This window comes from Microbacterium sp., from assembly GCF_048259935.1.
Classification (GTDB): domain Bacteria; phylum Actinomycetota; class Actinomycetes; order Actinomycetales; family Microbacteriaceae; genus Microbacterium.
The window spans coordinates 175,145-195,842 of record NZ_JBLXHF010000006.1 but is presented as its reverse complement, the minus strand read 5'-3'; the positions used below and the strand labels follow the sequence as shown (position 1 = coordinate 195,842).

The following is a 20,698-nucleotide window of genomic DNA, read 5'->3' as shown; positions in this document are numbered from 1 at the left end:
CCCGGGGCGGGCGCGCCGCTCCGTGAAAGGCGAAACGTGACTCCTGCCGCGACCAAGAACTCCCGGACGACCAAAACGAAGACCACCGCTGAAGCCGACGCTGTCGAGACGGATGAGACCGTGACCTCGACGACGGCGAAGAAGACTGCAGCCGCTAAGAAGCCTGCGGCGAAGAAGCCCGCGGCCGCTAAGCCGGCTGCGAAGAAGGCTCCTGCTGCCGCTAAGCCGGCTGCGAAGAAGGCTCCCGCGAAGCGCAAGAAGGCCGACGACCCCGTCGCCGAAGCGCAGGCTTCCGAAGACATCGTCGAAGAGCCTGAAGAAGAAGAGAACAAGAAACCGGCTTTCACCGAGCCGCTGCCGACCGGCGCCATCGTCCTCACGTCGAAGGACGAAGACGACGTTCCGGTGTACTCGACGCAGATCACCGGTGCGACCGCTGACCCTGTCAAGGACTACCTGAAGCAGATCGGCAAGGTCGCCCTGCTGAACGCGGCCGAAGAGGTCGAGCTCGCTATGCGCATCGAGGCCGGGCTCTTCGCCGAAGAGAAGCTGTCGGCCATGTCCGCGGTTGAGAAGACCAGCCAGCTGGGCCTCGACCTGCAGTGGGTAGCTCGTGACGGCCAGCGCGCGAAGAGCCACCTGCTCGGCGCGAACCTTCGCCTCGTCGTCTCTCTCGCCAAGCGCTACACGGGCCGCGGAATGCAGTTCCTGGACCTGATCCAGGAGGGCAACCTCGGTCTCATCCGCGCCGTCGAGAAGTTCGACTACACCAAGGGCTTCAAGTTCTCGACCTACGCCACGTGGTGGATTCGCCAGGCGATCACGCGCGCAATGGCTGACCAGGCCCGCACCATCCGCATCCCGGTGCACATGGTCGAGGTCATCAACAAGCTCGCGCGTGTTCAGCGGCAGATGCTGCAGGACCTGGGCCGTGAGCCCACTCCTGAAGAGCTCAGCCGTGAGCTCGACATGACGCCTGAGAAGGTCGTCGAGGTGCAGAAGTACGGCCGCGAGCCCATCTCGCTGCACACTCCTCTCGGTGAGGACGGCGACAGCGAGTTCGGTGACCTCATTGAGGACACCGAGGCGGTCGTGCCAGCGGATGCCGTCGGTTTCACGATGCTGCAGCGTCAGCTCGAGCAGCTGCTCGACTCGCTCTCCGAGCGTGAGGCAGGCGTGATCCGCATGCGCTTCGGCCTCGGCGATGGCCAGCCCAAGACTCTCGACCAGATCGGCGACACCTTCGGCGTCACGCGTGAGCGCATCCGCCAGATTGAGTCGAAGACCATGGCGAAGCTGCGCCACCCGAGCCGTTCGCAGTCGCTGCGGGACTATCTCGAATGAGCCAGGAGAACGCCGGCACCGCGAACGAGGGCAAGGCGCTCGAAACAACGATCGAAGGCACGACCTACGCGCGCATCCCGTTGCGGACGCGCGTGGTCATGCCTGAGGACGATCTGGATGCGGTGATCACTGAGTACGCGGCATCCGCTGTGCTGCCCGGTGATCTGCTCTTCGTGACCGAGAAGATCGTGGCGATCACGCAGGGCCGGTCTTATCGTCTCGATGAGATCGAGCCTCGCAAGCTCGCTCTCTTCCTGTCGAAGTACGTTACCCGTACGCCGTATGGGATCGGTCTCGGCATGCCCGAGACCATGGAGATGGCGCTCCGGGAGTGCGGTACGCCGCGGATTCTTTTCGCGGCGGCTGTCGCAGCGGTGACCAAGGCATTCGGCCGCAAGGGCGACTTCTACCGGATCGCCGGCGACAAGGCGCGCGCCATCGACGGCCCGACCAAGCACACGATCCCTCCGTACAACGAGGCAGTCGTGCTGGGCCCGAAAAACCCGCGCCAGGTCTCAGCTCACCTGAAGACCCTCATCGGCGGCAAGGCCGATGTGGCTGTCGTCGACATCAACGATCTTGGTGGCAACATCCTGGGATCAACGCTTGATCATGCCGGTGAACAGCGCCTGCTGCGCATCCTGAAGGACAACCCTCTCGGGCAGGGACGCGAGTCCACCCCACTGGGCATCATCCGGACGGTCTGAGACGCACCTATGGGACTGGGCCGCGCCAGTGCGATGATCGCCGCCGGGACGCTGACTTCGCGCCTCACGGGTCTCTTACGCACCGTCGTCCTCGTCATAGCGATCAATTCGTTCGGCAAGGTGCCGGATGCCTTCGCGGTCGCCAACCAGCTGCCCAGCAGCATCTACATGGTGATATCCGCGGGTGTGCTGACCGGGGTGATCGTGCCACAGGTGGTGCGCGTCAGCGCCCAGCGTGACGGAGGACACGACTTCCTCGCGAAGCTGCTCACTCTCGGACTGCTGATCATGGGCGTCGTGACGGTGATCGCGACACTCTGCGCGCCGCTGCTGATCGATCTCTACTCGAACTTCAAGTCGCCTGAGCAGTTCGCTCTCGCGTCCCAGTTCGCCTACTGGTGCATTCCCCAGCTGTTCTTCTACGGCATGTTCGCACTGCTCGGCGAGATCCTGAACGCGCGCAAGATATTCGCCCCCTACGCGTGGGCACCGATCGTCAACAACGTCGTTTCCATCGCGGGGTTCGTTCTGTTCATCGTGCTCTTCGGACAGGATCGAAGTACCCTCGACGGCTGGGACTCGTCGATGGTGCTCACGCTGGCCGGCACCGCAACCTTCGGCGTCATCGCCCAGCTGATCGTGTTGATGTTCTTCTGGCGCAAGGCGGGCATTCCGCTCAAGCTCGACTTCCGCTGGCGAGGCATGGGCCTCAGCCGCATGGGCAAGCTCGCGACCTGGACGTTCCTCACGACCCTCATCGGTCAGGGGGTCGGCATCGTGCAGTCGCTCACGGTGACTACCGCATCGGGGGAGCACGCGTCTGCCGCAGCCTCGCAGTACGCCTGGCTGGTCTACATGCTGCCGTACTCGATGATCATCCTCGCGATCGGGACGCCCTACTTCACGCGTATCAGCGAGCACTCCGCAGCCGAGCGTCATGAAGAGCTGCGCGCCGACGTGGGGCAGTCGATCCGCGTCCTCGGCGTCTTCACCGTGATCGCCGTCGCTGCCGTCTCTGCCGCGGCGATTCCGGCTTCCCGCGTTTTCAGCAATACGCCTTCTGACGCGAGCGCGATGGCCCCTGTGCTCATCGCTTATCTGGTCAGCCTCATCCCGATGGGCGTGCTTTTCATCGTGCAGCGAACGTTCTACGCTTACGGCGATGCCCGGACGCCCTTCATCTTCACAGTCATTCAAGGAGCACTTGTTCTGGCAGGAACCCTCGTGGTGGCCGCGACCGTCTCGGTGGCGTACCTCGCCGCCGCGGTTGCACTCGTGCAGTCAGTCGTCGGGATCGTGCAGACGATTATCGCGACCTCCTTGCTGCGTCGGAAGATCGGTCCACTCGGTCTCGGCCCGACCTGGTGGGCGATGGCGCGTTTCATCCTCGCCGCGATTCCCGCAGGCGCTGCCGGCTGGGGAGTCTTCGTGCTCGCCGGTGGTGTCGACGGCTGGATGCTTCAGGGCATGCTTCAGGGTGCACTGGGGGCAGCGCTCATCGGCAGCGTGAGCGTGCTGGTGTACGTTGCGCTGCTGGCGCTCTTGCGGGCTCCGGAGCTCGCTGTTGCGGTCAGTGCAGTTCGCCGTCGACGCGGCTGACGCTCAGCGCCGGCTGTCGACGATCTCGGCGCCGATCGCGTCACGATAGCGGTAGAGCAGCCCCGTACGGATGCCGGACACTGAAGGCTTCACCTGGAACACGCTCGAGTTGTGGTTGGCTTCGATGAGCGCGGGGCCCTCGGGGGTGATGGCGATGTCCCATCCGACGTACGGCACCGATGGCAGGCGCTTGGACGCTTCGGCGATCATTGTGACGACCTCGGCGTAGAACGGAACTTTCGTGCCCTTGATCGTCGTCCCCGTGACCGGGTGCTCAGCGAAGATATTCGATTGCTTGTCGACGCCCGGATAGAGGGCCACGCCGTCATCGTCGAGCATGGTGAACATGCCGCCGGAGGCGAAGTTGTCGATGACCGCACCGTTGCCGATGCGCAGAACAGAAGCGATGACGTGCAGTTGGTCCGCAGGATCGCGGTAAGTGATCATCCGAACGGTGTTGACGCTGTCGGGATAGATCGCATTCAGATCGTCATGCTGGCTGAGCACCTGCTCGAGCAGCGTCTGGTCTGCGGCGATGCGTTCGGTCTGCCACGCCGCGACATCAGAGATGTCGGCGGTGTCGAAGATCGCGATCCCTGCGCCGCCTTCTCCGGCCGCCGGCTTGGCGATGATGCGAGGGTGACGGGCGAGGAATGCCCGCAGCTCGGATGCGGTCGCCGTCGCTGCGTCGATCCACTCACGGCCGACCATGTCTGCGAAGTCGGTGAGGAACCGGACCTTGTCGCCGAGAATCACTCGGGAGTCGGGGCCGTTGAGCGTCTTGTTGAGTCGAAACGCCTTGGGATGTGTCATCCACGTGGCGCGTTCGCGCGCGTTGAGCATGCGGATGTCCCACACGGCGTAGTCGCGGAAGCCCATCTCATAGCGCACCGAGCACCACAGCATGTCGCCGATGATGACGGGGAGGGGAGCTCTCGAGACTCGTTTGGACTGCCGGGCGAGTTCGATCAGCTGCGTCGGATTCAGTCGCCGCGCCCGGTCGATGAGATACCGAACGCGCAAAAGCTTCTGATCCACCCGCCCAGCTTAACATGGAGGCTCCCATCGACCGTGCGGGTCAGCCGACTACGATGGGAGACTGATCGTCCATCTCGGAAGGGTTGTTTTGTCTCGAGACGTCGCGCTCACTGCGCGCCTGAAATACATGCTCAGACGACTGAAGTCGTTCGATGTCCGCCGAGTGTGGACATTCGCTTCCCAGATCGGGGAGGAGCAGGGAAAATGGACCCCCCGCATCTTCGTCGACATGCTCGTGTGGGCTGCTTTTCACGACACCGCATACATCGACTATTACGAAGCGGACTTCGCGCTTCTGACAAAAGCTGAGCGCAAGACGTTCATGACGTCGCTGATCCAGCATCACCTCGCACAGGCGGTGAATGACCCCGTCGACGTGCTCCAGTTCGAGAACAAGCTGACCTTCAACAAGCGTTTCGCCGAGTACGTGGGGCGCGAATGGCTTGACCTCGATGAGACGGATGCTGCAGGCTTCCGCGCTTTCGCCGAGAAGAACCCGGTGTTCATTGCCAAGACCCCCGTTGGCCGTGAGGGCAAGGGCGTCTTCCGCTACGAAGCGGCAGATGTCACGGATTGGGATGCGTTCCGTCAAGAGCTCCTCGACAAGGGGCAGCGACTGATCGAACAGCGTGTCGTGCAGCATCCGTATCTTTCCGAATACTGCGAGGGCACCGTGAACACGACCCGAGTGGCGACCTTCTTCGACGGCGAGAAGGTTCATGTGCTGATGGCGGCGCAGAAGTTCGGACGAGGTGCGGTGAGCGATCAGTTCACGTGGGGTGGTTTCTTCACGATGATCGATGAGAACGGCAGATCCTTCGGGCCCGGCCATACTGGCAAACACAAGTCGCGCTACGAGACCCACCCCGACTCCGGCAAGTCGATCGTCGACTTCGAGGTGCCCATGTGGGATCAGGTCGTAGATCTCGTCACGCGCGCAGCCAAAGAAGTTCCCACCGTGCCGTATCTCGGGTGGGACGTCGCTGTCACACCAGTTGGACCACTCCTCATCGAGGGCAACTGGACGCCGGGGCTCTACGAGACGCGCGTCAGTGCCACCGGCATCCGCACCGGCAGCCGTGCGCGGCATCGTTCTGTGATCGAGGCCAGCAGGAAGTGACGGCATCCGGCAGCCTTCCGCGCGCGGTCATCTCCCGAGTCGCGCTCCGTGCGAACGCGCGGGCAGCGGTCGGCGCCGGGGGAGCGGTCGCCGATCTGCGCGGAGATGCGTTCGGACACGGCGTGCTGCACAGTGCGCGGATCGTGCATGATGCGGGCGTCGAGCGGATCCTCGTCGATGACTCGTCGATCGCCGCCACGCTGGTGGCCGAGGGAATCGATGCGGTGCTCAGCGCACAGGCAGACATCAGCGCCGAGGCGCTCTACGGGCTGCCCGGTGCCGGAATGGTCCCGGTGATGTCGCTCACCGGGCGGGTTCTCTCGCTGAAACCGCTGCGCGCCGGCGAGGCCGTCTCCTACGGCTATACGCACAGAGCTGAGAGCGACACGACGATCGCGCTCGTCACCGGTGGTTACGCGCAAGGGATCGTGCGGGCTCTCGGCAATCACGCGGCGGTCGGCGTGGGGACGAAGCTGCGGCCGATCGTCGGCCGAGTCGCCATGGATGTCTGCGTTGTCGATCTGCAGGCCAGCGACGCCGCTGAGGATCTGGGGACGGAGATCGTCTACTTCGGTGCGGGGGCGGCAGTGGCTGAACTCGCGACCTGGACACGTGTAACCGGGATGCGTGCGACCGAGCTCGTCGCCGCAGCGGGTGCCAAGGCGGTGCGCGAATGGGCGGACTGATAACGCCGGTGCTCGAGCTCTCTGCCTCGCAGCTCGCACAGAACGTCGCTGCGGTGCGCGCCCATATCGCTCCGGCAAAACTGATGTTCGCGATGAAAGACGACGCGTACGGGCACGGCATCGAGTGGACGCTGGACGCACTCGCCGACGACACGGTGCTCGACAGCTTCGGCAGCTTCGACGTGCAGACGGGGCTGCGCATCCGATCCCGCCGCCCGCAGGCCCGCGTTTTCGCCTGGACGATCTCCGATGACGAAGAGATTGCTGCAGCGCTGGATGCTGCTCTCGAGCTCGGCATCGGCAGCGTCGAGTATCTCGAGCGGGTGGTGCGGATGGCACGAGCCAGCGGGAACTCCGCTGTCGTGCATCTGAAGATCGACACCGGGCTGCATCGCAACGGCATCCGGCCGGAGGACTGGCCTGCCTTCGTATCCACGGCAGCGGACGCGCAGCGGGCAGGCCACCTGGATATCGCGGGCATCTGGAGTCACCTGGCCGAAGCGAGCGACCGCGAGGATGATGACGCCGCAGCCCAATTCAGAGTCGCGCTGGACGAACTTCACCGCCAGGGCATCGAGCCCGTGGACACGCATCTGACCGCGTCTGCTGCATCATGGTGGCGACCGGAGCTTCGCGGCACCGTGTGTCGGATCGGTGCGTTCTGCTACGGCATCCGTTCTGCTGACGGTCCGCAGATTCCCGGCATCCACCCGGTTGCGACCCTGCGTGCGCGCGTTCTCGACGTGCGCGACGGCGGTGTCGACGTCGGGATCGGCGCGCTGCACGGACTGCCCTCGACGTTGCGCGGCGCGACAATCGGCACTCCCGCAGGGCCGCGTGCGATCACAGAGATCAGTGACGACCGCTCGACTGTGATGGGGTGGGCAGGCGCAGCCGCCGGTGATGTCGTGAACATCTTCGGGCCGGGCGCTCAGGGTGAGGGAGATGCGACTGCTCTTGCCGAGCACATCGATACGGTCGGCGAGGAGATCCTCACCCGGCTCACCCCGGCAGTGAGAAGAGTCGCGACCCGCTGATGAAGCTGCGGGTCACGACTCTGAGACAGTGCGTGGTCTGAGAACGGTCAGACTGCGTCGACGAGGCGCGCGGTCTCGTCGTGCCACGACGTGGCAATGGTGCGCAGCTTCTCTTCGTACTTGCGTCCGTGGTGTGCGCAGAACAACAGCTCGGAGCCGTTGACCTCAGCGGCGACATAGGCCTGCGCTCCGCAGGAGTCGCAACGGTCCGCAGCCGTCAGACGGTACTCGACAGTGGAGGTATCACGTTCGGTCGTAGCGTTCATCTCGGTGCCTCCTCGGGTATCGGCGTCGCTTCTTCGAATGTCCTCAATACAACCACGCTCTGCTGTACGTCATGCCCGGAAGGCGGCGTGTTTCGCTCACCGCGTACGCAACGCTGCAGGTACGCGGTGTCTGGGGAGTGTCTGAGCCCGGCCGAGCCGCGTGAGGAATAGAATCGACCCTTGTGACCAGCGAGTATTCTGCCCATCATCTTCAGGTGCTTGAAGGGCTCGAAGCGGTCCGCAAACGCCCCGGAATGTACATCGGGTCAAACGGCTCACCCGGTCTCATGCACTGCCTCTGGGAGATCATCGACAACGCAGTCGATGAGGCTGTCGATGGCAACGGCACCAAGATCGATACGATCCTGCACCCGGACGGCAGCGTCGAGGTCCACGACCGCGGGCGCGGCATTCCGGTGGACATCGAGCCGCGCACGGGGCTGACGGGTGTCGAGGTCGTGTACACGAAGCTCCACGCCGGTGGAAAATTCGGTGGCGGCTCGTACGCGGCATCCGGTGGTCTGCACGGTGTCGGCGCGTCCGTCGTCAACGCACTCTCCGAACGTCTCGATGTCGAAGTCGACCGTGGCGGTAAGACGTACGCGATGTCGTTCCGACGCGGAGAGCCCGGGCTTTTCGCAGACACGGGCGAGAAGCGGCCGGATGCGCCGTTCACGCCGTTCGAGAAGAGCAGTGAACTGCGCGTGATCGGCAAGACCAAGCGCGGCGTCACCGGGACCCGCGTCCGCTACTGGGCGGACCGTCAGATCTTCACGAAGGACGCGGCATTCCAGCTCGGTGAGCTCGAGAATCGCGCACGGCAGACAGCGTTCCTCGTTCCCGGCCTCGAACTGGTCGTTCGGGACGAGCGCGGCGAAGAGTCCAAGGAGACCTCTTACCTCTACCAGGGCGGCATCTCGGAGTTCGTCGAATATCTCGCAATGGATGCTCCGATCACCGACACCTGGCGCATTCAGGGCTCCGGCACATTCAAGGAGACCGTGCCGGTGCTGCAGTCGGACGGCCACATGGCATCGACCGAGGTCGAACGCGAATGTCGCGTTGACATCGCGATGCGATGGGGGACCGGCTACGACACGGTGACCCGCTCGTTCGTCAACATCATCGCCACACCCAAGGGCGGAACGCACCAGCAGGGCTTCGAGCAGGAGCTGCTCAAGGTCCTGCGTGCGCAGGTCGAGCAGAACTCACGCCGATTGAAAGTCGGCAACGACAAGGTCGAGAAGGACGATGTGCTGGCGGGCCTGACCGCGGTGCTCACCGTCGAGGTCCCAGAACCGCAGTTCGAAGGCCAGACCAAAGAGGTCCTCGGCACCCCGGCGGTCCGCCAGATCGTCTCCCAGGTGCTGCGCCAGGAGCTCGGCGCTCGGTTCTCCTCCACCAAGCGCGATGACAAGAGCGAGACGAGTCAGCTGCTCGACAAGGTCGTCTCTGAGATGAAGGCGCGCGTCTCCGCGCGCGCACACAAAGAGACCCAGCGACGCAAGAACGCGCTGGAGTCCTCGTCGCTTCCGGTGAAGCTCGTGGACTGCCGTTCGCACGATGTCGCGCGCAGCGAGCTGTTCATCGTCGAGGGCGATTCTGCGCTCGGCACGGCCCGACGAGCTCGCGACAGCGAGGTGCAGGCGCTCCTGCCGATCCGAGGCAAGATCCTCAACGTCCAGCGCGCTTCTGTCGGCGACATGCTCTCCAATGCCGAATGCGCAGCGATCATCCAGACGATCGGTGCGGGTTCTGGTCGCACCTTCGACATCTCACAGGCGCGCTACGGCAAGGTCATCCTGATGAGCGATGCGGACGTGGACGGTGCGCATATTCGCACCCTCCTGCTCACGCTCTTCTTCCGTTACATGCGTCCGCTGATCGATGAGGGGCGCGTCTTCGCAGCGGTGCCTCCGCTGCACCGTGTCATCGTCATGAATCCGGGCTCGAAGCCGAACGAGACGCTCTACACGTATTCAGAGCAGGAACTGCACACGCTGCTGGCGAAGCTGCGCAAGCAGAACAAGCGTTGGCATGAGCCGATTCAGCGGTACAAGGGCCTCGGCGAGATGGATGCCGACCAGCTCGCGAACACGACCATGGACAAATCCGGTCGTCTGCTGCGACGCGTGCGCATGGAAGATGCTGAGGAAGCTGGTCGGGTCTTCGAACTGCTGATGGGCAACGAGGTCGCGCCGCGGCGCGAGTTCATCGTCGAGTCTTCGGATCAGCTCTCGCGCGAGGCCATCGACGCCTGAGGTCTCGCTGAGCCCTGAACCCTGATCCCTGAACCCTCCGAAGGCCTAGGAGCCGAGGTGCGTTCCCACTGACCCGATGACGGCGTCGAGGGGCTGTCCCGATCCGTCACGCTTCGCACCGGCTTCCGGAAGAGTCCTGGCAGCACCATCTGTTCCGACGGCAAGTGCCTCCTGCGGACCGACCCACGCCAGGCGCAGCCGGTCTTCGCCCTTCAGGAACGAGTGTGCGCGAACACCACCGGTCGCGCGCCCCTTCGGAGGGAACTCTGAGAACAGCGACGTCTTCGCGCGTCCGGCATCCGTCCCGATGATCGTGCCGTCGGCACCTGAGATCGTCACGACGATCGCTGACTCCGGAGCAGAGACGACGGTGAATGAGATGACCTCCGCGCCGGCTCCGACCTTCACGCCCGCCATGCCGCCGGCACCGCCACCCTGCGGACGCACGTTGGATGCCGCGTAGTGCAGCAGCTGCGCATCAGAGGTGACGAACACGAGTTCTGCGTCGTCCGGCGCAGAGGCGCCCCCGACGACGACGTCGCGGGGTTTGAGTCCGATGACCTCGGCTTCGGGGCGCACAGGAAGGGCCGAGGGGATGATGCGCTTGACGACGCCAGAGCGGGTGCCCAGAGCGTATGGCGTGTCGTCGTCGAAGCGCAGCATCCCGATGATGCGCTCGCTCTTGTCCAGGAGGCCGACGTAGTCGCGCAGCGCGACTCCGGCCGACAGGTGCACGGCTGACGACGGCGCCGACGGCAGGTCGACGGGCGAGAAGCGCAGCACTCGTCCTGCACTGGTCACCGCGCCGATCTCGCTCCTGGTCGTCGTCGTGAGCGACGTGAGCACCGCATCGTGCTTGCTCCGGCGCGCAGCAGGCTGCAGCAGCTGACCGTCTTCCAGGTCGACCCGCACAGCCTTGCCGGTCGTGGAGAGCACGACGACGGTGGGCATGTCGGCGATTTGAAGATCGACAGGACCCTTGGTGCTGCGCGGCTTCGGAGGAGCGGCGTTGAGCAGCATCGTGCGGCGAGGGGTGCCATGCGCTTCGGCCGCGGCATCCAGCTCGCGTGCGACCTGCGCGCGCAGAAGCGCCTCGCTGCCGAGCAGTTCGCGCAGCTCAGCGATCTCGGCCAGCAGCTTGTCGCGCTCTGCCTCGAGCTCGATGCGCGAGAACTTTGTGAGGCGACGAAGACGCAGTTCGAGGATGTATTCGGCCTGCAGCTCCGAGAGGTCGAACACCTGACGCAGGCGATTGCGCGCCTCTTCTGAATCTTCCGATGAGCGGATGACCTGGATGACCTCGTCGATGTCGAGGATCGCGACGAGTAGCCCCTCGACGAGGTGCAGGCGCTCTTCGCGACGCGCGAGGCGGTAGCGGCTTCGCCTGGTGATGACCTCGAGACGGTGGCCGACATACACACTGAGCATCTCTTTCAGGCCCAGCGTGCGCGGCTGGCCCTGGACGAGAGCGACATTGTTGATGCTGAACGAGTCTTCCAGCGGCGTCAGACGGTACAGCTGCTCGAGCACAGCGTTCGGGTCGAATCCGGTCTTGATGCCGATCGCCACACGCAGCCCGTGCTGCCGGTCGGTGAGGTCGTTGACGTCGCTGATGCCCTGCAGCTTCTTCGCCTGCACGGCATCCCGGATCTTCTCGATCAGGCGCTCAGGGCCGATCATGTAGGGCAGCTCAGTGACGATGATCCCCGTGCGCCGGGGCCCGAGCGGCTCCACCGAGACCTTGCCGCGCACGCGCAGCGCACCGCGGCCATTGGCATACGCGTCTTTGACTCCGTCGAGACCCATCAGGATGCCGCCGGAGGGGAAGTCCGGGCCCGGCACGTACTCCATCAGATCCTCGGTCGTGGCGTCCGGGTTGTCGAGCAGGTGGATGGCGGCAGCGACGACCTCGATGAGATTGTGGGGCGCCATATTGGTCGCCATGCCCACCGCGATGCCGCTCGCGCCGTTGACGAGCAGGTTGGGGAATGCCGCAGGCAGCACGGAAGGCTGCTGGAACTGGCCGTCGTAGTTCGGCACGAAGTCGACGACGTCTTCGTCAAGGCTCTCGGTGAGCGAGAGCGCTGAGGCCGCCAGTCGCGCCTCGGTGTAGCGGGATGCGGCGGGACCGTCATCGAGAGAGCCGAAGTTTCCGTGCCCGTCGACGAGCGGCACCCGCAGTGCGAAGTCCTGGGAGAGACGCACGAGGGCATCGTAGATCGCGGAATCACCGTGCGGGTGGAGCTTTCCCATCACCTCGCCGACGACGCGCGCGCTTTTGACGTGACCGCGTTCTGGCCGCAGCCCCATCTCGGCCATCTGGTAGAGGATGCGGCGCTGGACGGGCTTGAGTCCGTCACGAGCATCCGGAAGCGCACGCGAGTAGATCACCGAGTAGGCGTATTCGAGGAACGAACCTCGCATCTCGCTGGACAGTTCGATGTCCTGGATGCGCTCCTCGGCGGGCTCGGCTGATTCAGTGCGGGGCATGTGCTTCCTGGGGCGTCGTCGGGCGCTGTGAAAGACTGGCCCGGATGTCTCTGATTCTACCGACCGTGCCGACGTCTGCGCGGATGCTCGACGGGGTGGCGGGCGACCTGATCGCTGTGCTGGAACAGGTACCGGGTGCTCTCGCGCCTGCCCGATCGGTGGTGCTCGTCGTCGTCGACGGCCTCGGTGCGATCCAGTTGCGTGCTCATGCCGGTCACGCCAGGCATCTTGTGGCGGGGGTAGGGAAGAAGGATGTCGCGTACTCGGTGTTCCCGACGACGACAGCGGCCGCGCTCACCTCGCTCGTGACCGGTGTGGCCCCCGGCATGCACGGGCTCGTCGGCTATCGCGTGCTCGACTCTTCGAGAGATCGGTTGGTGAACGTCCTCTCCGGCTGGGAGACCGACGGCATCGACCCGTTGATCTGGCAGCCTCAGCCGACGATCTTCGAACAGGTGACGGCGCGGGGTCACCGTGCATTCGCCGTGGGGATGCAGGAGTACGCCCGCAGCGGTTTCACCCGCGCGACTCTGCGCGGAGCAGAATTCTTCGGAGCGCAATCGGCAGAGGACCGCGTCAGGCTCGCATATCAACTCGCCACCGACAACCCGGGGTCGCTGACGTACTGCTATCTGCCCGAAGTCGATAAGGCAGGTCACAGACACGGCGTGGACTCGGGTGAGTGGATCGCTGCGCTCGAAGAAGTCGATCATGCACTTGCCGTGACGCCGCCGAAGCACGTCGGGGTGCTCATCACGGCGGATCACGGGATGGTCGATGTGCCGGCTCACCGACACATCGTGCTGGACCACGGTGATGCACGGTTGGATGGTGTCCGCCACATCGGTGGCGAACCGCGCATGCTTCACGTGTATCTCGAACCGGATACCGCGGTGGATGTCGTAAGCCGGAACTGGCGCACCGAGAGCGACGGGGATGCTGATGTGCTCACCCGTGCGGAAGCGATCTCATCCGGAGTGTACGGATCGGTCGTCACCGCGGATGCCGCGGCGCGTATCGGCGACCTGGTGGTCATCTCACGCGGCAACAAGGCCTTCTACGACGGCACTGCGAAGGATCAGCGCTCGCGGGGAATGATCGGCCAACACGGAGCACTCACCCCCGAAGAACGTCAAGTGCCGTACATTCGCCGCGGCGCGTTCAGCACCACCGCTCTCTGAGCCCGGCGAGAACTCAGTCGTCGGTGCGGGCGCCGAAGACGATCTCGTCCCACGACGGCATCGCATTGCGTCGGCGTCGGCGTCCGCTGCTGTCCTGCGTGACATCCTGCGGCGATTGTGCAGGCGCCGGTGCGGGAGACGGCTCCGGCTCAGGCTCTTCATCCAGAGGCTCGTCGAGGGAATCGAACAGTGCGATCGGGCTGGGGCTGGAATCGAAGTCGTCTTCGTCGTGTTCGCTGGACGATGGGGCGCTCTCGCGCTGTCCTCGTCGTCGACGAAGCGCCTCGAGGAGATCGGCGGTCTCAGCGCTCGTGGTCGACTGGTCGGGCGCGCGGTTCATCGCCGCTGCCTGTGCAGCCGGGCCGGAGCGCTCGGGGCCGCGGGGCTCATCGAGGTCTGCTTCGGGAGCCGGGAGCTTGCGAGGGCCGAAAGCTCCTGAGTCGAAACGGCTGTCGTCCTTGTACGGCGACTCGGTCCGGTCCCCTTCTACCGCCCGCAGACGGGGGATCAGTCCTTCGGGGAGCGAACCCTGGCGAGAGAGCTGGGTGGCGTCGGCGTTCAATGGAGCCAGCGAGCTGCGACGTGGGTCGAAGCTCCACCGCGCATCGTGGGAGACCTCAGCCGCGGTGAACTCGAGCTTCACGATCCAGCCCGACTCGTCCTTCCAGCTGGCCCAGCGCTCAGCGCTCGCGCCGAGATCGGCCAGCTTCGCCCTGATGGCGGCACCGAACGTGGGCTGCGCGTCCGGCTCGACGTCGCTGCCGATGAGAACGGGAACCGCTAGTGCCTGGCCGACGACATGCTCACGCTCGGCGAGCACCGGACCCTCGAACTTCGCAACGTCTTCGACGCTGACTCCGAGCAGTTCGGCGGTCTCAGCGGCAGACATTCCGGCGCGGATGTGTGCCTGGACTTCGCGCGGACTGACAGTGACTCGGGGAGCGCCGTCGTCGTTGCGGCGGCGCGCGCGACGAATCTCGCGTTGGAGCACATCGTCGATGGGGAGAGCGAATCTCGCGCCGGAACCGGTGGCGAGGATCAGCAGGTCGTCTTCGGTGCCGACGATCGTGACGTTTTCCATGCGAATGCCCCTCTGATGGCTGTTCGAACATGGTGTCACGGAGCACGCCGACGAGACGGGAATACCCTGGGCGCGCCGTGAGTTTGGTCTTGAATGCGCGAGGTCATTTGCTAAATGCCTTCGCGTCGTGCAAACTATGCCCGCCGCGTACCCGACGGCGAACCGCCCACTAGCACCATGAACGTGGAGATCTACCGCATGGCAACCGACTACGACGCCCCCCGAAAGAGCGAAGACGACTCCGAGTCGATCGAAGCCTTGAAGGAGCGTGTGCCGGACAAGCTGTCCGGCACTACCGGAGACGAAGACTCGGACAACCCCTCGAGTTTCGACCTCCCAGGAGCCGACCTTTCTGACCTCGAGCTCGACGTCGTCGTGCTGCCAGCGCAGCAGGACGAGTTCACGTGCATGAGCTGCTTCCTCGTGAAGCACCGCTCGCAGCTCGACCACGAAGGCGCAGATGGACTCATCTGCAAGGAGTGCGCTGCCTGATCGCAGACGCACTCACGTTCGTGCGCCCCGGCCTTTTGGTCAGGGGCGCATCGTCGTCTCAGGCCGGGAGCTGCGCGGCTCGGGCAGCGTCTGCTTCGGCCGCGCGGATCGCGGCGGCAAGACGATCGGGCGTGCGGGTGGAGATCGTCCAACTGGGGATCGGGTCGCCCGGGTCGATGTTCTGCACCACCACGATGCCGTCGATTCCGCCGCGAAGCAGATGCCAGCCGCGAGCGGCCAGCTTCGGTCCGCGTGCCGCGCGTGCCTCTTCGCCGGTGTATTCGACCACGTCGCCGAGCCAGCGGGCATCGATCTGAGCGCGGCCCGCACGGAGCGTGGTGCCTTCGATTCGGATGCGAGGCGATCCGAAGATCATCGCGAGAATGACTGCGAGCGCGACCGCTGCACCGATCAGCAGTCCAGGGAGCGCACCGATCGGCGTGAACACGAGCATCGCCATCGGTGCGACGACCGCGGCGGCCACCAGCATCCACAGGCTCGGCGAAAGACGCTCGCGGTAGCGAACGCGGGTGTCTGCGTCGTGGTTCTGCATTAGCCTCGTGGGGTGAGTGATTCCGTTGATCTTCCCATTATCGCGTCTGTCACCCCGCACTACGCCCACCCCGGCGATGCAGGTGCGGATCTCGTCGCAGCCGAGGCCGTGCGGCTCGGACCAGGGGAGCGCGCTCTGGTCGCGACCGGCGTGCGCATCGCGCTGCCGGAGGGGTACGCCGCGTTCGTCGTCCCGCGCAGTGGCTTGGCTGCCAAACATGGCATCACGATCGTGAACTCTCCTGGCACCGTCGATGCCGGCTATCGCGGAGAGATCAAAGTGAGTCTGCTCAACACCGATAGCTCCAGCGCGTACGATGTGGCGGTCGGGGACCGGATCGCGCAGCTGATCATCATGCCGGTGACGCGAGCGAACTTCATCCCGGTCGATGAGCTCCCCGACAGTGCGCGCGGAGCAGATGGTTTCGGGTCCACGGGATATCAGGCGGCGAAGACCGCCGATCAGGCAGGAAAGACGAAATGACTGAAGAAATCACACAGCCCACATCGAAGTCGGCGCCCGCGAACCGTGCGACGGACGGGCCGTTCGATGAGTCAGAGGCGAACCCCGTTCGCCCGTACATCGACCTGGGCGGGATCAAGATCCTCCCGCGTGAGGGACTGAATCTGCGCCTCGAGGTGGAGGAGCAGTCCAAGCGCATCGTTGCCGTCGGCCTCGACTATGCGGATTCCTCGCTCCAGGTGCAGCCGTTCGCTGCTCCGCGGACGCTGGGACTCTGGCACGAGACGCGCATGCAGCTGGTCGACCAGGTCCGCCAGCAGGGCGGGCGCGTCGAAGAGCGCGAAGGGCCGCTCGGCAAGGAGTTGCTGGCCGAGGTTCCCGCGCCCGCCTCCGAGGGGTCTGGTCTCAACCTCGCACGCTTTATCGGCGTGGATGGCCCTCGGTGGTTCCTGCGCGGCGTGATCGGTGGCGCTGCGGCATCCGACCCTGAAGCCGCAGCGAAGGTCGAAGACCTCTTCCGCTCGATCGTCGTGGTGCGCGGGGGATCCCCGATGCCGCCGCGGGATCTCATCCCGCTGAAGATGCCGGCAACGCCCGGGTCGGCGTGAGCGCGTCGGACCCACAGGGCCCGGATGCTCATCCCGAGGTGGCCTCCACCGAGACCGGTTCTGCTTCTGACCTGATCGGCGCAGCACTCGGTGGTGCGGCTCGCAGGGCGGGCCTCGATCCTGCCGAGGATTCCCGCACGCACAAGGTCGTCTGGTCGGCGATCGGCGGGTGGCGCGGCATCCTCGAATCGGTGCTGCCGAGCCTCGCTTTCGTGATCCTGTTCACGATCAAGCCAGAACCGCTCATTCTTTCGCTCGGTGTTTCTGTCGGACTTGCGGCCGTCTTCACGATCGTGAGGCTGGTGCAGAAGTCGCCGCCCTCGGCGGCGCTCGGGGGTCTCGTCGCTGCAGGCGCGGCGGCCGCCCTGGCGCTGTGGACGGGCCGAGGAGCAGACAACTTCGTGCCCGGTCTCATCACGAACGCCGTCTACGGCACGGTCTTGCTCGTCTCAGCCCTCATCGGTTGGTCCCTGATCGGAATCGCCGCAGGTTTCCTGATGGGTGACGCCATGGGATGGCGTGCTGACAAGCGCAAGCGTCGCGCGTTCCTGTGGCTCGGCGTCGCGTGGGCGGGATTGTTCTTCGCCCGTCTGGCCGTGCAGCTGCCGCTGTATCTCACCGATCAGGTGACGGCGCTCGGCACGCTGAAGCTGATCATGGGTCTTCCGCTGTTCGCCCCGATGATCGCTGTCTCCTGGCTCGTCGTGCGCGCCGTGTATCCGCGCGAGTCGCAGGAATCCACTTCCGACGCATGATAGATTTATCTTGACATCAAGATAAATCTCGACCTTTCGCCGAGAGCAGGACAGGCGCACACTGTTAGGTGCACCTTGCTGGCAGCCAACGGCGGAGGCGAGCAAGATGGAAGCGCCTGTCGCTCCCCTCAGACTAGAAGGAGACGGATTCGTGTCCACGGTGAACAGCTTCGGTGCCAAGAGCACCCTGACAGTCGGCAGTACCGACTATGAGATCTTCCGGATTGACACGGTTCCAGGCTTCGCAAAGCTGCCGTTCAGCCTGAAGGTGCTCCTTGAGAACCTGCTTCGCACTGAAGACGGTGCGAATGTGACGAAGGCGCAGATCGAGGCGCTCGGAGCGTGGGATGCTGCGGCAGAGCCCAACACCGAGATCCAGTTCTCGCCTGCGCGCGTCGTGATGCAGGACTTCACCGGCGTGCCCTGCATCGTCGACCTCGCCACGATGCGCGAGGCGGTCACCGCTCTCGGCGGCGACCCGAACAAGATCAACCCGCTCTCGCCCGCTGAGATGGTCATCGACCACTCCGTGATCGCCGACCTGTTCGGTTCCGAGAACGCTCTCGAGCGCAACGTCGAGATCGAGTACGAGCGCAACGGTGAGCGCTACCAGTTCTTGCGCTGGGGCCAGACCGCGTTCAACGACTTCAAGGTTGTTCCCCCTGGCACCGGCATCGTCCACCAGGTGAACATCGAGCACCTCGCGAAGGTCATCTACGACCGCACTAACGGCGGCGTTCTGCAGGCCTACCCCGACACCTGTGTCGGAACCGACTCGCACACCACCATGGTCAACGGTCTCGGCGTGCTCGGCTGGGGCGTCGGCGGTATTGAGGCAGAGGCTGCCATGCTCGGCCAGCCCGTCTCGATGCTGATCCCGCGCGTGGTCGGTTTCAAGCTGACCGGTGAGATCCCCGCCGGTGTGACCGCGACCGACGTCGTGCTCACGATCACCGACATGCTGCGCAAGCACGGCGTCGTCGGAAAGTTCGTCGAGTTCTACGGTGCCGGTGTGGCATCCGTGCCGCTCGCCAACCGCGCAACCATCGGAAACATGTCGCCGGAGTTCGGTTCGACCGCCGCGATGTTCCCGATCGATGAGGTCACCACCGACTACCTGCGCCTGACCGGCCGCGACGAGCAGGCCATCGCCCTCGTCGAGGCGTACGCGAAGCTGCAGGGCCTGTGGCACGACGCGGACACGGAGCCGGTCTTCAGCGAGTACATGGAGCTCGACCTCAGCACCGTCGTGCCGTCGATCGCCGGTCCGAAGCGCCCGCAGGACCGCATCCTCCTGTCCGAGGCGAAGTCGCAGTTCGAGCAGGACATCCTCAGCTACGCCGATCCGAGCACCACCGACGACATCGTCGATCTCGAGTCGAAGCACTCCTTCCCGGCATCCGACCCCGGTGCAGTCCCCGGCGAAGAGGACCACGACACGCGTCCCGTGCACATCTCCAGCGGGGTCAACGGTTCGTCCAAGCCTGTTCCGGTGACCACACCCGACGGCGAGAGCTACATTCTCGACCACGGTGCGGTGACGCTGGCCGCGATCACGTCGTGCACCAACACGTCGAACCCGTCGGTCATGATGGCCGCAGGTCTCCTCGCCCGCAAGGCGCGGGAGAAAGGCCTCAAGCAGAAGCCTTGGGTCAAGACGACGCTCGGGCCCGGTTCCAAGGTCGTCACCGACTACTACGAGAAGTCGGGTCTCGACAAGGACCTCGAGGGTCTCGGCTTCTACACCGTCGGCTACGGCTGCACGATCTGTATCGGAAACTCCGGTCCACTGATCGAGGAAGTATCCGCTGCGGTCAACGACCACGACCTCGCGGTCACGGCCGTTCTCTCGGGTAACCGCAACTTCGAAGGCCGCATCAGCCCCGATGTGAAGATGAACTACCTCGCATCGCCTCCGCTCGTGGTCGCGTACGCACTGGCCGGTTCCATGCACTTCGACTTCGAGACCGATGCACTCGGCAAGGACAGCGACGGCAACGATGTCTTCTTGAAGGACATCTGGCCCACGCCCGCCGAGATCCAGGAAGTCATCGACTCGTCGATCTCGCGCGAGCAGTTCATCAAGCAGTACGCCACGGTCTTCGACGGTGACGAGCGCTGGACGAGCCTGCCGACTCCGACCGGACCGATCTTCGAGTGGGATGACAAGTCGACGTATGTGCGCCGTCCTCCGTACTTCGAGGGCATGACGATGGATCTGACCCCGGTGTCGGACATCACCGGTGCGCGCGTCATGGCGACCCTGGGCGACTCGGTCACCACTGACCACATCAGCCCGGCAGGAAACATCAAGATCGGCACGCCAGCGGCGAAGTACCTCGAGGAGCACGGAGTCCGTCAGAAGGACTTCAACTCCTTCGGCTCGCGCCGTGGCAACCACGAGGTGATGATCCGCGGAACCTTCGCGAACATCCGTCTGAGGAACCAGCTGGTTCGTGCAGTCAACGACGGCGCTGAGGTCGAGGGCGGCTTCACTCGTGACTTCACGAAGGCGGATGCTCCGCAGTCGTACATCTTCGACGCATGCCAGAACTACGAGGCGGCGGGTACTCCGCTGGTCGTGTTCGGTGGCAAGGAGTACGGTTCGGGATCCTCTCGTGACTGGGCTGCCAAGGGCACGAGCCTGCTGGGTGTCAAGGCTGTCATCACCGAGAGCTTCGAGCGCATCCACCGCTCGAACCTGATCGGCATGGGCGTCGTCCCGCTGCAGTTCCCCGCTGGCGAGAGCTGGGAGTCGCTGGGCCTCGATGGCACTGAAATCGTCTCGATCACGGGCCTGGAAGAGCTCAACAACGGCACCACGCCCAAGACGGTGCGCGTCACGGCTGCGCCGAGCGAGCACTCGCCTGAGGGCAAGCAGACGGTCGAGTTCGACGCAGTGGTTCGCATCGACACCCCCGGTGAGGCCGACTACTACCGCAACGGCGGCATCCTGCAGTACGTGCTTCGTCAGCTCGTATAACTGCTTACGCAGTAAAGCGCCCGCTCCGATCGAAT

At 64.7% G+C, this 20,698-nt stretch carries 18 protein-coding genes; 13 read left to right on the top strand and 5 right to left on the bottom strand.

Features of this window, described 5'->3' with window-relative positions:
- Window positions 1–36 precede the first annotated feature (36 nt).
- The 3 genes from ACN0RC_RS12110 to murJ are packed head-to-tail and all read left to right on the top strand — an operon-like array spanning window position 37 to window position 3,650.
- Window positions 37–1,344 (top strand): RNA polymerase sigma factor, encoded by a 1,308-nt coding sequence (locus tag ACN0RC_RS12110; RefSeq protein ID WP_417512041.1) that lies wholly within the window; start codon window positions 37–39, stop codon window positions 1,342–1,344.
- The gene (locus ACN0RC_RS12105; protein ID WP_417512039.1) at window positions 1,341–2,051 is read left to right on the top strand and encodes a coenzyme F420-0:L-glutamate ligase; all 711 of its coding nucleotides are present in this window, start codon (window positions 1,341–1,343) and stop codon (window positions 2,049–2,051) included. Before ACN0RC_RS12110 ends, ACN0RC_RS12105 begins: the two co-directional genes overlap by 4 nt.
- Before the next feature lie 9 nt (window positions 2,052–2,060).
- Window positions 2,061–3,650 carry a murein biosynthesis integral membrane protein MurJ gene (gene murJ, locus ACN0RC_RS12100; RefSeq protein WP_417512037.1) on the top strand — a complete coding sequence of 530 codons (1,590 nt, stop codon included), beginning with the start codon at window positions 2,061–2,063 and terminating at the stop codon, window positions 3,648–3,650.
- Window positions 3,651–3,653: 3 nt separating this feature from the next.
- On the opposite strand, the gene ACN0RC_RS12095 is transcribed toward murJ, so the two are convergent.
- Window positions 3,654–4,688: a sugar-transfer associated ATP-grasp domain-containing protein gene (locus tag ACN0RC_RS12095; protein ID WP_417512035.1), complete on the bottom strand. Its 1,035-nt coding sequence runs from the start codon at window positions 4,686–4,688 to the stop codon at window positions 3,654–3,656.
- 127 nt (window positions 4,689–4,815) lie between these two features.
- Between ACN0RC_RS12095 and ACN0RC_RS12090 the strand changes: the two genes are divergently transcribed.
- The 3 genes from ACN0RC_RS12090 to ACN0RC_RS12080 are packed head-to-tail and all read left to right on the top strand — an operon-like array spanning window position 4,816 to window position 7,531.
- Entirely contained in the window at window positions 4,816–5,808 is a 993-nt protein-coding gene (locus ACN0RC_RS12090; protein ID WP_417512033.1) for a sugar-transfer associated ATP-grasp domain-containing protein, read from the top strand.
- A complete protein-coding gene (locus ACN0RC_RS12085; RefSeq protein WP_417512031.1) occupies window positions 5,805–6,494 on the top strand; it encodes an alanine racemase in 690 nt (229 codons plus the stop codon). Before ACN0RC_RS12090 ends, ACN0RC_RS12085 begins: the two co-directional genes overlap by 4 nt.
- Window positions 6,482–7,531 (top strand): alanine racemase, encoded by a 1,050-nt coding sequence (locus ACN0RC_RS12080; protein WP_417512029.1) that lies wholly within the window; start codon window positions 6,482–6,484, stop codon window positions 7,529–7,531. Before ACN0RC_RS12085 ends, ACN0RC_RS12080 begins: the two co-directional genes overlap by 13 nt.
- 47 nt (window positions 7,532–7,578) lie before the next feature.
- On the opposite strand, the gene ACN0RC_RS12075 is transcribed toward ACN0RC_RS12080, so the two are convergent.
- Window positions 7,579–7,797, bottom strand: a complete 219-nt coding sequence (locus tag ACN0RC_RS12075; protein ID WP_417512027.1) for a hypothetical protein — start codon at window positions 7,795–7,797, stop codon at window positions 7,579–7,581.
- Between the two features lie 182 nt (window positions 7,798–7,979).
- Here ACN0RC_RS12075 and ACN0RC_RS12070 point away from each other — a divergent pair, with 182 nt between their 5' ends.
- Window positions 7,980–10,058, top strand: a complete 2,079-nt coding sequence (locus ACN0RC_RS12070; protein WP_417512025.1) for a DNA gyrase/topoisomerase IV subunit B — start codon at window positions 7,980–7,982, stop codon at window positions 10,056–10,058.
- A gap of 45 nt (window positions 10,059–10,103) precedes the next feature.
- Here ACN0RC_RS12070 and ACN0RC_RS12065 read toward each other — a convergent pair whose 3' ends face one another.
- A complete protein-coding gene (locus ACN0RC_RS12065) occupies window positions 10,104–12,548 on the bottom strand; it encodes a DNA gyrase/topoisomerase IV subunit A (RefSeq protein ID WP_417512023.1) in 2,445 nt (814 codons plus the stop codon).
- Window positions 12,549–12,592: 44 nt separating this feature from the next.
- On the opposite strand from ACN0RC_RS12065, the gene ACN0RC_RS12060 reads away from it, so the two are divergent.
- Window positions 12,593–13,729 carry an alkaline phosphatase family protein gene (locus ACN0RC_RS12060; RefSeq protein WP_417512021.1) on the top strand — a complete coding sequence of 379 codons (1,137 nt, stop codon included), beginning with the start codon at window positions 12,593–12,595 and terminating at the stop codon, window positions 13,727–13,729.
- Between the two features lie 13 nt (window positions 13,730–13,742).
- On the opposite strand, the gene sepH is transcribed toward ACN0RC_RS12060, so the two are convergent.
- A complete protein-coding gene (gene sepH, locus ACN0RC_RS12055; RefSeq protein ID WP_417512019.1) occupies window positions 13,743–14,810 on the bottom strand; it encodes a septation protein SepH in 1,068 nt (355 codons plus the stop codon).
- Window positions 14,811–15,008: 198 nt separating this feature from the next.
- On the opposite strand from sepH, the gene ACN0RC_RS12050 reads away from it, so the two are divergent.
- On the top strand, window positions 15,009–15,302 hold the full coding sequence (locus tag ACN0RC_RS12050) for a DUF4193 domain-containing protein (protein ID WP_417512106.1): 294 nt from the start codon (window positions 15,009–15,011) through the stop codon (window positions 15,300–15,302).
- Between the two features lie 58 nt (window positions 15,303–15,360).
- On the opposite strand, the gene ACN0RC_RS12045 is transcribed toward ACN0RC_RS12050, so the two are convergent.
- Window positions 15,361–15,855, bottom strand: a complete 495-nt coding sequence (locus tag ACN0RC_RS12045) for a DUF3093 domain-containing protein (RefSeq protein WP_417512017.1) — start codon at window positions 15,853–15,855, stop codon at window positions 15,361–15,363.
- Between the two features lie 12 nt (window positions 15,856–15,867).
- On the opposite strand from ACN0RC_RS12045, the gene dut reads away from it, so the two are divergent.
- The 4 genes from dut to acnA all read left to right on the top strand — a co-directional run bounded on the left by dut (window position 15,868) and on the right by acnA (window position 20,663).
- Complete coding sequence (gene dut / locus ACN0RC_RS12040; protein WP_417512015.1) at window positions 15,868–16,338, top strand: dUTP diphosphatase; 471 nt, start codon at window positions 15,868–15,870, stop codon at window positions 16,336–16,338.
- Window positions 16,335–16,925 (top strand): DUF3710 domain-containing protein, encoded by a 591-nt coding sequence (locus ACN0RC_RS12035; protein WP_417512013.1) that lies wholly within the window; start codon window positions 16,335–16,337, stop codon window positions 16,923–16,925. The genes dut and ACN0RC_RS12035 overlap by 4 nt, the downstream gene beginning before the upstream one ends.
- A 38-nt stretch (window positions 16,926–16,963) precedes the next feature.
- Window positions 16,964–17,680, top strand: coding sequence for a DUF3159 domain-containing protein (locus ACN0RC_RS12030; RefSeq protein ID WP_417512011.1), 717 nt, complete (start codon window positions 16,964–16,966; stop codon window positions 17,678–17,680).
- Window positions 17,681–17,786: 106 nt separating this feature from the next.
- The gene (gene acnA, locus ACN0RC_RS12025; protein WP_417512009.1) at window positions 17,787–20,663 is read left to right on the top strand and encodes an aconitate hydratase AcnA; all 2,877 of its coding nucleotides are present in this window, start codon (window positions 17,787–17,789) and stop codon (window positions 20,661–20,663) included.
- Window positions 20,664–20,698: the final 35 nt, after the last annotated feature.